Below are 13,266 nucleotides of genomic sequence, written 5' to 3' on the forward strand. Positions count from 1 at the left end.
CGACAACATCCAAATGCAAGTTGAGCTAATCGCTCCAATCGCTATGGACGAAGGTCTACGTTTCGCTATCCGTGAAGGTGGCCGTACTGTAGGTGCTGGTGTTGTTGCTAAGATCTTCGACTAATTCTTACTGAATTAATCGTAATCTTGCACTCTTCTTCTTTTTGAAGAAAGCGCTAGAAATAGGGAAGCTGAGGCTTCCCTTTTTTATATCTACAATTCTTCTTTTCAATATGGTTATAAGCCCATCACTCTTAGTCATGCTTTTTGTTTTTTAAAAACATGATCTTAGTTCTGCTCGATTTTCTCTTCTTTTTAGCTATCCGCTAAGTCACTGAAAAATGCCAAAGCGGTCCAGACCGTTATAACAAAACGTTCTGTAATTCATCTTAATACAACTGGTAACAAGAACGATTCTTGTTTATATTTCATTTCAAAGTGAAATTTAAAGGTTTTGAATATGTACGTTTGTCTTTGCCATGGTGTCTCTGACAAGAAAATTAGGAAGTTGGCGATAGATGAAGGCGTAACAGACATAAAAGGAATTAAACGATGTACTGCTTTGGGCAGCCAATGTGGTAAGTGCATTAAACAAGCCAAAGAGATTTTAGCGGAAACAGAATACCTAACACTGAAACAAGCTAGCTAATTATTAGCTAAGCCTTTTTGACACCTTCTCATTTGCTTCTACATTTAAATGAAGCCAAAGAGGAGGGCTTTGTCATGAAAGGCGATCCAATCATAATCCAACATCTCAATAAAGTGCTCGGCAATGAGCTCGTCGCTATCAATCAATATTTTCTGCATGCTCGTATGTACAAGGACTGGGGCTTAAAACACCTCGCCGACAAGGAGTACCACGAGTCGATCGATGAAATGAAGCACGCTGATCATCTAATCGAACGTATCCTGTTTCTAGAAGGCTTACCTAATTTGCAAGATCTCGGTAAATTGATGATCGGGGAAGATACCAAAGAAATGCTTGAGTGCGATTTGAAGCTCGAAATGGCAGCAATCCCAGATCTAAAAGATGCGATCGCTTATGCGGAGGATATCCGTGATTATGTATCACGCGACCTCTTCCAAGATATTCTTGAAGACGAAGAAGAGCACGTCGATTGGCTTGAAACGCAGCTGGGCTTGATCGAAATGTCTGGTATCGAAAACTACCTACAAGCGCAATACGTTGATGAAGAATGAGATTATATTTCGCTGTTTTCTCGCTGAAAGAAAGTGATTAAAAGTGCACCTGATCTGTCTATCAGGTGCCAATCATAGATATCTGGTCTAATCTCTTACATTATTACCTTTTTTAAGGATATCGCTCGCAATCTTGCCTATGAAGATTGACTTCTATCCTTTAGAATTTATTCCCCCTTACCGAAAAAATAACAAAAGAGAAACGATCCATGTCTGAAGACAATCGCCAAGAAGTCACCCCAGAAGAAGAACGCCGCCAACAAGCACTGGACTACCATGCGTACCCAACCCCAGGCAAAATCGCAGTAGAGCTGACTAAGCCAGCTGAAACTGTTAACGATCTTGCTCTGGCATACAGCCCTGGTGTTGCAGAGCCTGTACGCGAAATCGCACAAAATGCCGACAACGTGTACAAGTACACGGCGAAAGGCAACATGGTTGCGGTTATCTCTAACGGCACGGCTATTCTTGGTCTTGGTAACCTTGGTCCGCTAGCTTCTAAACCAGTAATGGAAGGTAAAGCGCTGTTGTTCAAACGCTTTGCTGGTCTAGATTCAATTGATATCGAAGTGAAACACCGCACGATCGACGAATTTGTCGACACAGTAGCAAACATTGCAGATACTTTCGGTGGTATTAACCTAGAAGATATCAAAGCGCCTGATTGTTTTGAGATTGAAAAGCGCCTTATCGAACGCTGTGATGTACCTGTATTCCACGATGACCAACACGGCACTGCAATCGTAACGGCTGCGGGTATGCTGAACGCAATTGAGCTGCAAGGTAAGAAGCTAGAAGAATCAACCATCGTTTGTCTTGGTGCTGGTGCTGCGGCAGTGGCATGTATGGAGCTGTTGATCAAATGTGGCGCAATGCGTGAGAAGATCTACATGCTGGATCGTAAAGGGGTGATCCATACACGTCGTGACGACCTAAACGAATACAAACAGTTATTCGCAAACAACACAGATAAGCGTACGCTGGAAGACGTGATTGAAGGTGCGGATCTGTTCTTGGGTGTATCAGGTCCAAATTTACTACCTGCAGAAGCATTGAAGCTGATGGCAGATAAGCCTGTTGTGTTCGCATGTTCAAACCCAGATCCAGAAATCAAACCAGAATTGGCTCACGAAGTGCGTGATGACTTGATCATGGGCACTGGTCGTAGCGACTACCCGAACCAAGTAAACAACGTTCTGTGTTTCCCATTCATCTTCCGTGGTGCATTGGATGTTCGTGCGAGTGAAATTAATGATGAAATGAAGCTTGCGGCAGTCGATGCGATTCGTGAATTGGCAAAAGAGCCAGTACCAGAAGCTGTATTGAAGGCAGCTGGCGTAGACAAGCTAGAGTTTGGCTCTGATTACATCATTCCAAAACCAATGGATCCACGTCTACTACCACGCGTAGCAAAAGCGGTTGCTCAAGCTGCGGTTAATTCAGGTGTAGCGCGTATTGAGATGCCAGAAAACTACATGGCGGAGTAAGCCAAAGTCATTTCTGACAGCAAAGAAAAGGGACGCGATGGCGTCCCTTTTTAGTTTGGTTTGAAACTGTCCCCGGTGCAGCCTCATCGTGTTGACGAATTTGTAAGCAATTATTCTTCGTCAAACGCTTCGAATTCGATGCCCATTGCCGTCATCAGCGCTTTCGCTTCTGTAGGAATATCATCTGGGCGGTCTTTACGAAGGTCTTCATCAGTTGGCAGTGGTTGCCCTGTGTAAGCATGTAGGAATGCTTCACATAGTAGTTCACTGTTAGTCGCATGGCGTAAGTTGTTGATCTGGCGGCGAGTTCGCTCATCAGTCAGCACTTTTAAAACTTTTAGCGGGATAGAGACGGTAATTTTTTTTACTTGTTCGCTTTTTTTACCGTGCTCAGCATACGGGCTAATGTATTCGCCATTCCAGTCAGCCATTGCGCACCTTCATTAATGTAATAAGTTAGAAAAATAAATATAGGTGCTGATTTTAGCTGCATTTACCGCCATAAGCAAAGACATATAGACGTCTAGAAGTGTTGACGTCTTATTTTTAGACAAGTAAAGTGAGGTTAATAGTTAGGGAAGAGTGTTAATCAATTGAGCAATACAAGCTAGATATAGCGCATTCCCATTTAGATGTCACCACCCGTGAAAGGATACACCCATGAGCACCCGTAAGCCTGCGACCATTGCTGTACGCACTGGTATCGAGTCAGACAGTCAATATCACGCTGTTGTACCACCAATCTACCTTTCTACTAACTACGGCTTCCCCGCGTTTGGTGAAGTTCCACAATACGATTACACACGTTCTGGTAACCCAAACCGAGGCTTGTTAGAAAAAGCATTGTACGAACTTGAGTCAGGTAAAGGAGCGGTTGTCACTAACTGCGGCACATCGGCACTAAACCTTTGGGTATCGGCGTTTCTTGGACCTGATGACTTAATTGTTGCACCGCATGATTGCTACGGCGGTACGTATCGTCTGTTCAATACTCGCGCCAACAAAGGCGACTTTAAAGTGCAGTTTGTTGACCAGTCGGATCAGCAAGCGTTGGCTGCGGCGATTGCGAAAAAGCCAAAGCTTATCTTGTTAGAAACTCCGTCAAACCCACTCGTACGTGTTGTTGATATTGCGGCTGTGTGTGAGAAGGCAAAACAAGTTGGCGCTTTAGTTGCAGTGGACAATACCTTTTTGACACCTGTGTACCAAAAGCCTTTGGAGCTTGGTGCGGATTTTGTTATCCACTCAACAACGAAATACATTAATGGTCACTCTGACGTGATTGGTGGTGTGGTGATCACTAAGAGCGAAGAGCATGCTGAAGAGTTAGCATGGTGGGGTAACTGCATTGGTGCAACGGGTACGCCATTCGACAGTTACATGACTCTTCGAGGAATTCGTACGCTGGGTGCGCGAATGCGAGTTCATGAAGAAAGCTCTCAGCAAGTGTTGGCGTATTTGCAAACGCAATCTTTGGTAGCGAAGATTTATCATCCAAGTTTGCCAGAGCATCCAGGCCATGACATCGCGAAGAAGCAACAATCGGGTTTTGGTTCTATGCTGAGCTTTGAGTTTGCTGGCTCATTTGAGCAGCTAAAAGTGTTTGTTAAAGAACTTGAACTCTTCTCTCTTGCTGAGTCGCTAGGTGGTGTAGAAAGCTTGATTTGTCACCCTGCGTCAATGACGCATCGTGCGATGGGTGAAGAAGCTCTGGCTGAAGCTGGTGTTTCTCAACAGTTACTGCGCTTATCTGTTGGCTTAGAAGATGCCCAAGATCTGATTGCTGATCTTGAGCAAGCATTTGTGAAAGCTACACAGTAATTGGGAGAGGTAAGGTCATGACTGTACAACGTCAGCTGCATAAATTTGGTGGTAGCAGCTTAGCGAACCCAGAATGTTACCAACGTGTGGTGGGTATTCTTAAAGAGTATTCAGCAGAAAATGATTTGGTGGTGGTATCGGCTGCAGGGAAAACCACTAACCGCTTGATCGAGTTTTTAGAAGGGCTAGATAAAGACGGTCGCATCGCACACGAAGCGCTACAAAACTTGCGACTGTTCCAGACGGAGTTAGTTGAAGCTTTATTAGAAGGAGAAGCGCAAACGCAAGTGCTTGCTTCTCTTCAAGATGAATTCAGTACCTTAGCTGAGTTAACTGCGCCACTTACAGAAGCGCAAAAAGCAGCAGTGCTTGGGCATGGTGAAGTATGGTCGTCACGCTTACTGGCTGCACTGTTATCACAACAGGATCTTCCAGCGGTAGCGCAAGATTCTCGCGCCTTTTTACGCGCAGAAGCTGGAACGCAGCCAGAAGTCGACCGAGCTCGCTCTTATGCACTCATCAAAGAGGCGTTAACTCAACATAGCCACAAGCGTGTCATCATTACAGGCTTTATGGCGCAAAATGAAGTGGGTGAAACAGTACTGTTGGGGCGTAACGGCTCAGACTATTCAGCAACGGTGATTGGTGCATTGGCTGAGGTAAACACAGTGACCATCTGGAGTGATGTTGCTGGCGTTTACAGTGCAGACCCACGTTTAGTGTCGGATGCTTGCTTGTTGCCGCTGCTGCGTTTAGATGAGGCGAGTGAACTTGCGCGTTTGGCTGCGCCAGTGCTGCACAGTCGTACGCTACAGCCAGTTGCTCAAAGCACGATGGATTTGAACCTCAAATGCAGCTATCAACCTGAATCAGGCTCAACGCGTATTGAGCGCGTATTGGCTTCAGGTCGCGGTGCTAAAATCATTACGTCTCTTGATGAAGTGTTGTTGGTTCAACTGTCTTTTATCCATGGTCATGATTTTGAGCGAGCGCAGAAAGAAGTTCTGCAAGCTTTAAAGCGTGCTCAATTGGAACCATTAGCATTTGAAGCACAACAAGATCAGCAAACTTTGCGTTTGGCGTATACCGCAGAGATTGCTGGCGGTGCATTAACTTATCTACAAGAGTTAGCCGTTGAAGCAGAAATCAAGCTTAAAGAGGGTTACTCACTTTTAGCGGCTGTTGGTGCCGGTGTGACGAAAAATGCAAATCACTGTTTTGGCTTCTATCAACAACTTAAGCATGCGCCTGTTGAGTTTATTTCAGAGACGGAATCAGGTTTGAGCTTGGTAGCAGTACTACGCCGTGCAGAAGTCGAAGAGTTGGTACAATGCATTCATAGTCAGTTGTTTCAAGCCCAAAAGCGTGTAGCGGTTGCGTTGTGTGGTAAAGGTAACATTGGCTCAAGTTGGTTATCGCTGTTTGCAGAGCAAAAAGAAGAGCTCGAAAAACGCCATGGTATGAGCTTTGATTTAGTAGCGGTTGTTGATAGTCAAACGTATTGGTTTGATGAAAACGGGATTGATGCAGCAACAGTTGCTCAGCGCTTTGATGATGAAAGCATCGAGAATGATGGCAACTGGTTGACGAAGCTCGGCGCGATACAAAACTTCGATGAAGCAGTCGTACTTGATGTCACGGCGAGTAAAGAGTTGGCGACACGTTATGTGGAAATTGCGCAGCAAGGTATTCACTTGATTTCAGCGAACAAAGTGGCAGGCTCGGCGGACAGTCAATATTACCACCAAGTACAAGACGCCTTTGCTAAAATTGGTCGTCATTGGCTTTATAACGCTACGGTTGGTGCAGGGTTACCGATCAACCATACTGTTCGAGACTTGCGTGAAAGCGGTGATGATGTCGTCGCACTATCGGGTATTTTCTCCGGTACGCTATCTTGGTTATTCCAGCAGTTTGATGGCTCAGTGCCGTTTGCTGAACTGGTCGATTTGGCATGGCAACAAGGTTTGACAGAGCCTGACCCTCGCTCTGATTTAGATGGCTCTGACGTGATGCGTAAGTTGGTTATCTTGGCTCGTGAATCTGGTTTGAGTATTGAACCAGAGAGTGTGAAAGTGGAATCACTTGTACCAGAAGAGTTGCGAGAACTGAGTCTAGACGCATTCTTTGACCAAGGTGATATTCTAAGTGAGATTCTACAAGAGCGTCTAACCAAGGCTCAGAAAAATGACCAAGTGTTGCGTTATGTCGCGCGTTTAGAGCGTAATGGCAAAGCAACGGTGGGTGTTGAAGCATTATCACGTGAACATGCACTGGCAAACTTACTACCGTGTGACAATATCTTTGCTATTGAGAGTAAGTGGTACAAAGACAATCCATTGGTTATTCGAGGTCCAGGTGCTGGTCGTGAAGTCACGGCTGGTGCGATTCAATCTGACCTTAATCGCCTAGCTGGTTTGTTTTAAATTTCACCGAACCAATTTTTGCGAACGACAACAAAACCTCGGACTATCTCCGGGGTTTTTTATTATTTAGATAATGCCATACTGAATTGGGAAGTTCGGCTAGGGATTGGTCATAAAGGAACTTGAACTATCCTCATTATGAACTTGAGAAAAATTCATAATCACAAGGTTGACATTAAATCGCATTCAATACATTCTGTAGACATATAGACGTCTAAACGTCGATTTGAGGAATTTTGATTTCGTGGTGGAGTTACCATAGGGAGAGTAAGATGGGATACACGCATGCAGGGCACATCGATGCCTTAAACCAGAATATCGCTGAACTATCAGACAACATCAACGTCTCATTTGAGTTTTTTCCACCAAGCAGTGAGAAGATGGAAGAAACACTGTGGAACTCAGTGCATCGTCTTAAAACTCTTCAACCAAAATTCGTTTCTGTCACATACGGCGCAAACTCAGGCGAGCGTGACAGAACCCACTCGATCATTAAAGAAATCAAAGCGGCAACAGGTCTTGTGGCTGCGCCTCACCTAACGTGTATCGACGCAACTCGTGATGAATTGATCGACATTGCTGACGATTACTGGAATAACGGTATCAAAAACATCGTAGCGCTACGTGGTGATATTCCACCGGGTGGTGGTGCGCCAGATATGTACGCATCGGATTTGGTAGAACTGCTTAAAGCGCGTCACGATTTCGATATCTCAGTAGCGGCATTCCCAGAAGTTCACCCTGAAGCGAAAAGTGCTCAATCGGATCTGCTGAATCTAAAGCGTAAAGTTGACGCAGGTGCAAACCGCGCGATTACTCAGTTCTTCTTTGATGTTGAGTCTTACCTGCGCTTCCGTGACCGTTGTGTAGCGGCTGGTATTGATGTCGAAATTGTGCCGGGTATCTTGCCAGTATCGAACTTCAAACAAGCATCTCGCTTTGCGGCGCAGAATAATGTGAAAGTACCAGGTTGGATGAGCAAGCAGTTTGAAGGTTTGGATGATGATCCCGTGACGCGTCAGCTGGTTGGTGCAAGCCAAGCAATTGATATGGTTCGTGTATTAAGCCGTGAAGGTGTAAAAGATTTTCACTTCTACACATTGAACCGTGCAGAGATGACTTATGCACTTTGCCACACTCTAGGTGTTCGTCCACAAGTTGCAGTAGGGGCTTAATGCCCCTTCCCCAGATAAACAAAAGGCTTGCCCATCGGCAAGCCTTTTTCGTTTCATTTAAAGTGACGAATTAGCCGATCACTTCAAGTTCTGTTAGTACTTCTTCTGCCCAGTTAATCCAAGCTTCACGTAGCATTAGGTTACGACGAAGTGTTAGACGCTCTAGACGTGCTTGCTTGTCTAGTGTTGATGGCGTTGCGTAGTACGCTGCTTCGATTTCTTTGTAGTGAGAAACGAGCTTACGAGACTCTTCTACAAGTTCAGAAAGCTGGTCACGGTACGGTGCTGCTGGCTGCACGGCACAAGCCATTAGCTTAGCAGAGAATTCGTCACGTACAGTTGGGTGTGCAGTTGGTTGATCGAACCACTCGCCCAATGCGCTACGACCTGCGTCAGTGATTGAGTAAACCTTACGATCTGGTTTGCCTTCTTGAGGTTCTAGTACGCAAGTAACCAGCTCTTTCTCAGCCATCTTGTTAAGTTCACGATAAACTTGTTGATGGCTTGCTTTCCAGAAGTAACCGATACTAGCTGAGAATTCTTTAGTGATGTCGTAACCGGTAGCGTCGCGAGTGCTAAGTACAGTTAGAATTACGTGTGGTAATGACATGTCTTCAATCCAAATGGTCAATAAACTTGTAAACAAGCTAGCTACACTTTCATTTGCGTTCTTAATGACGCTTGAGTTTTTTATGTGTAGATAGCACCAACAATGTTGGTCCTGTCACCTTAAAGCCGTTTATCACCTAGAGTGATGGTGTTTCCACCGAGCTGGAGCCTATTTGATTGGACTTGTGAGCTTCCAGCAGGCAAGTAGTATATAAATAATAAGCATGAAGTGGAATAGTAGGACAAAATTACCCAAAAAAACTAATAAAATACTCAATAGTGTTTTTTGGTAGTGAAATATCTTGTTGTGTAGAGACTTTTTGTTTTCTATTTGGATTAATAATCTAGGTCGGTATTGTTCGAATAGTGGAAGTGATTAGTAAATAACAATAAAGGCTGAGATTTCGCTCAGCCTTTTAGTCAACTTTATGTAATCAGATTAACCTGTATTACGCATGCCTGCTGCAATACCTGCAATCGTCACCATCAATGCTTCTTCTAAATTGGCAGAAGCTTCTTCAGTTTGACGAGTTCGGTATAGCAACTCGGCTTGAAGCATGTTCAATGGCTCAACGTAGATGTTACGTAGGCGAATAGATTCTAGACCCCAAGGGTCGCTTTGCATTAGGTTCTCGTTGTTCTCTACGTTTAGTACCGACTTGATATCACGCTGGAGTTGCTCACGTAGTCGATCACCTAATGGTAGAAGTTGATTCTCCACTAGGCGTTGATCATAGTAGCGAGAGATTTCCATGTTGCACTTGGTGTACACCATCTCAAGCATGCCTAGACGAGTAGAGAAGAACGGCCATTCACGACACATCTCTTCCAGTAGCGCCTGGTGACCTTTGTCGACAGAGTACTGAATAGCCTCACCTGCGCCTAACCATGCTGGCAGAACCAAGCGGTTTTGGCTCCAAGAGAAGATCCATGGAATCGCACGCAAGCTTTCTACGCCACCGTTTGGATTACGTTTCGCTGGTCGTGAACCAAGTGGCAGCTTACCTAGCTCAAGCTCCGGTGTTGCTTGGCGGAAGTAAGGCACGAAATCTGGCTCGCCACGAACGACACTACGGTATGCTTCGCAGCTTACTTCTGACAAGACGTCCATTAGGTCACGCCACTCTTGCTTAGGCTCTGGTGGCGGCAGTAGGTTTGCTTCAAGGATTGCACTCGCGTACAGGTTGAAGCTATTGACTGCTACATCAGGTAGACCCAACTTAAAGCGGATCATTTCGCCTTGCTCTGTTACGCGCAGGCCGCCTTTCAGACTCTTAGGTGGCTGAGATAGTAGTGCAGCATGTGCTGGCGCACCACCACGACCAATTGTACCGCCACGACCGTGGAATAGTGTGAGTTCTACACCTTCTTCTTCTGCAACCTTAACCAGTGAGTCCATCGCATGGTATTGCGCCCAACCTGCTGACATTACGCCTGCGTCTTTTGCAGAGTCAGAGTAGCCGATCATCACCATTTGGTGGTTTTGGATAAAGCCGCGGTATAGGTCGATACCCATCAGCTGCTTGATTACCGCTTCTGCGTTGTTCAAATCGTCTAGCGTTTCGAACAGAGGACACACGTCCATGCGGTAAGGGCAACCTGCTTCTTGAAGTAGTAGGTGTACGGCAAGTACGTCAGAAGCGGTACGCGCCATTGAGATAACGTAAGCACCGAATGCTTCGCGAGGTTGTGCTGCAACAATCTTACAGGTATCCAAAACCTCTTTAACTGGTTCCGATGGTTCCCAGTCACGAGGCAGAAGAGGGCGCTTAGATGCGAGCTCGTTAGTTAGGAAAGCTACCTTATCTTGCTCGCTCCACTGTTCGTAGTCACCAATACCTAAGTAACGAGTCAGTTCAGATAGAACGTCGGCATGACGCGTACTTTCTTGACGGATATCGAGACGAACTAGGTGGATACCGAATGCTTTAACACGGCGTAGCGTATCCAGCAGTGAGCCGTTAGCAATCACGCCCATGCCACATTCGTTTAGTGATTGGTAACACGCGTAAAGTGGTTCCCAAAGCTGCTCTACTTTTTGTAGCGGCGCTTTGACTGCCAGTTTCTGACCGTGAACTTTTGCGTCGAGAATGTCTTTTGTTTCGTTCAGTAGCGAACGTAGCTGTTTAAGGATCGCACGGTATGGTTCGTGTTGATCTTCACCCGCAAGCTCTCGAACTTTGTCGTTACACACTGTCATTGACAGTTCGCTGATCAGTTCGTTGATGTCGTTGAGGTATAGGTCTGCCGCTTTCCAGCGAGACAGAAGCAGTACTTCACGAGTTACGCTGTGAGTTACAAATGGGTTACCGTCGCGGTCACCACCCATCCAAGATGAGAAGTGCACAGGGCGAGCATCAATCGGTAGACCTTCGCCAAGGTATGATTTTAGACGGTCGTTCATTTCACGTAAGAAGTCAGGTACGGCTTCCCATAGTGAGTTTTCTACTACAGCAAAGCCCCATTTGGCTTCATCAAGCGGTGTCGGGCGCTGTTGACGAATAACGTCAGAGTGCCAGCTTTGAACGATAAGTTGCTCAAGACGGCGTTCAGTTTTCTTACGCTCTTTGAAAGAGAGGTCGCTCAGCTCTAGCTTAGATAGACACTCGTTGATCTTTACAAGCTTGTTGATCATAGTGCGACGAGTGATTTCGGTTGGGTGCGCTGTCAGAACTAATTCAATATTTAGATCGCGAACCGCTTGTGCCGTGTCTAGCTTACTCACATCATTTTGCACTAGTTTTGAGAACAGCGAGTTAATTGCGTCAGGTTCGCAGATATGCTCCTCACAATGGCGTGAAATGGTGTGGTATTGCTCAGCAATATTGGTCAGGTTTAGAAATTGGTTGAACGCGCGGGTCACGGGCGTCAATTGCTCATCTGGTAAGCTTTTAATTTCTTCTATTAAGCTTTCTCTGTCAGCGTTATTTCCAGCTTGAGCCGATTTGGATAATTTACGAATGGTTTCCACTTTCTCGAAGATTTCTTCGCCATGAGCATCACGAATCGTGTTACCCAGAAGGTGGCCCAACATGCGCACATTGCTTTTAAGTGCGGCGTATTTCTCGTTCATTGTCATCCTGCCTCGTAAAAAAACTACATCCATTGTCCTTGTTAAGACTCCAATCTAGCGAAAATAACCAGTTCTAGTCAAATAAAGCAGAGTAAGTTTGCAATTATTCCGCTGCTGACCTGATTTAGAGCAAAATTAGGTCAGCTTATGCCACTCGAAGTGAAAATTAATTACAAAATTGCCGCTTAAAGAAGGATATAGCGTGCTAGAAGAATAGTGGCGAAGATAACAAAATGCAGCTCAATCGAGCTGCATTGTGAGGAAAGTACAGAATGCGACTAACAACAATATTTCACCATCGCACGTGATAACACGTCGATGGTTGGGTCGATAAAGTCGAAAGAGAGGAACTCATCTGGTTGATGAGCTTGATCAATTGAACCGGGACCTAGAACTAAGGTTGGACACAGTTGCTGCAGAAATGGCGCTTCAGTACAGTAGTTGACGGTTTCTGAGCTGGTTTGACAGATCTCTTCAACACCACCAATAAATGAGTGATCGTGTTGACATTCGTAACCCGGAATTGGCTCGTGCAAGGGAATAATTTCTAATCGCCCTGGCCATTTCGCCTCGACTTCTTTCAATGCTCCGCGCAGCATGTTCTCTAAACCATCAAGGCTAATACCAGGAAGAGGACGAACGTCATAATGCAGTTCACAGCAACCGCAAATACGGTTTGCGCTGTCACCACCATGGATATGACCAAGGTTTAGGGTAGGGCTTGGAATCGCAAAACCCGGATGGTGATACTCTTTAACCAATTTGTCGCGCAGTTGCATCATGGCAAACATGACTTCATGCATTATTTCAATTGCGTTGACGCCGAGCGCAGGATCAGACGAATGACCGGACTTGCCTGTTACGCGAATGGCATTTGCCACATGCCCTTTATGACCTCGAATTGGTACGAGGCTGGTGGGTTCGCCAATGATGCAGTAATCCGGCTTAAAAGGCGCATTCTCAGTGAAATGACGGGCACCTAGCATGGTGGTTTCTTCATCACAGGTCGCCAATACATAAAGCGGCTTGGTTTGCTTACTCCAGTCGATTTTCTTTACCGCTTCATAAATAAAGGCAAAGAAGCCTTTCATATCAGCAGTACCCAAACCGTAAAAGCGGTTGTCTTTTTCGGTCAGCTTATGTGGGTCAAAACTCCAACGTCCTTCATCAAATGGCACTGTGTCGCTGTGACCTGCGAGAAGTAGACCGCCTTCACCTTCACCCATACGTGCAATCATATTGTGTTTGCCTGGCTCCACTTCGATCACTTCAACACTGAAGCCAAGATCTTTAAACCAAGAAGCTAGCTTCTCGATCACTTTGGCATTGCCTTGATCCCAACTTGGATCGGTTGAGCTGATCGAAGAGGTACTGATCAGTCCTTCATAGACCTCTAGAAAACTTGGTAATTGCATGGATTCTTCAATTCTCCTATTGACAGACAGAGCACAAAAATGTAAAACACATATTAAATC

Annotated in this window: 10 protein-coding genes and 1 pseudogene; 7 read left to right on the plus strand and 4 right to left on the minus strand. The window is 45.5% G+C overall.

Annotated features, from left to right (window positions below):
* The 4 genes and pseudogenes from OH463_RS24850 to OH463_RS24865 all read left to right on the plus strand — a co-directional run.
* Positions 1-124: pseudogene (locus OH463_RS24850) on the plus strand (elongation factor Tu); the annotation flags it as partial.
* A 336-nt stretch (positions 125-460) separates the two neighbouring features.
* Positions 461-649 (plus strand): (2Fe-2S)-binding protein, encoded by a 189-nt coding sequence (locus OH463_RS24855; protein WP_005451472.1) that lies wholly within the window; start codon positions 461-463, stop codon positions 647-649.
* 74 nt (positions 650-723) lie between these two features.
* Complete coding sequence (gene bfr / locus OH463_RS24860) at positions 724-1,200, plus strand: bacterioferritin (protein ID WP_005381359.1); 477 nt, start codon at positions 724-726, stop codon at positions 1,198-1,200.
* 209 nt (positions 1,201-1,409) lie between these two features.
* A complete protein-coding gene (locus OH463_RS24865; protein ID WP_269992996.1) occupies positions 1,410-2,687 on the plus strand; it encodes a malic enzyme-like NAD(P)-binding protein in 1,278 nt (425 codons plus the stop codon).
* Between the two features lie 110 nt (positions 2,688-2,797).
* Here the strand turns inward: OH463_RS24865 and metJ are convergent, their stop codons facing one another.
* Positions 2,798-3,118, minus strand: a complete 321-nt coding sequence (metJ, locus tag OH463_RS24870) for a met regulon transcriptional regulator MetJ (RefSeq protein ID WP_005432736.1) — start codon at positions 3,116-3,118, stop codon at positions 2,798-2,800.
* 229 nt (positions 3,119-3,347) lie between these two features.
* Between metJ and OH463_RS24875 the strand changes: the two genes are divergently transcribed.
* From OH463_RS24875 to metF, 3 genes are all read left to right on the plus strand, one after another.
* Positions 3,348-4,508 (plus strand): O-succinylhomoserine (thiol)-lyase, encoded by a 1,161-nt coding sequence (locus OH463_RS24875; RefSeq protein WP_005451475.1) that lies wholly within the window; start codon positions 3,348-3,350, stop codon positions 4,506-4,508.
* A gap of 17 nt (positions 4,509-4,525) precedes the next feature.
* A complete protein-coding gene (locus tag OH463_RS24880; protein WP_017190926.1) occupies positions 4,526-6,934 on the plus strand; it encodes a bifunctional aspartate kinase/homoserine dehydrogenase II in 2,409 nt (802 codons plus the stop codon).
* Positions 6,935-7,206: 272 nt separating this feature from the next.
* Entirely contained in the window at positions 7,207-8,109 is a 903-nt protein-coding gene (metF, locus tag OH463_RS24885; RefSeq protein ID WP_005432740.1) for a methylenetetrahydrofolate reductase, read from the plus strand.
* Between the two features lie 70 nt (positions 8,110-8,179).
* On the opposite strand, the gene OH463_RS24890 is transcribed toward metF, so the two are convergent.
* From OH463_RS24890 to argE, 3 genes are all read right to left on the minus strand, one after another.
* A complete protein-coding gene (locus OH463_RS24890; RefSeq protein WP_005451477.1) occupies positions 8,180-8,719 on the minus strand; it encodes a PadR family transcriptional regulator in 540 nt (179 codons plus the stop codon).
* A gap of 438 nt (positions 8,720-9,157) precedes the next feature.
* On the minus strand, positions 9,158-11,791 hold the full coding sequence (ppc, locus tag OH463_RS24895) for a phosphoenolpyruvate carboxylase (protein ID WP_005451479.1): 2,634 nt from the start codon (positions 11,789-11,791) through the stop codon (positions 9,158-9,160).
* Between the two features lie 278 nt (positions 11,792-12,069).
* Positions 12,070-13,206: an acetylornithine deacetylase gene (gene argE / locus OH463_RS24900; protein ID WP_050932883.1), complete on the minus strand. Its 1,137-nt coding sequence runs from the start codon at positions 13,204-13,206 to the stop codon at positions 12,070-12,072.
* Positions 13,207-13,266 lie beyond the last annotated feature (60 nt).

The organism is Vibrio sp. NFR, assembly GCF_027587095.1.
Taxonomy (GTDB): Bacteria; Pseudomonadota; Gammaproteobacteria; order Enterobacterales; family Vibrionaceae; genus Vibrio; species Vibrio harveyi.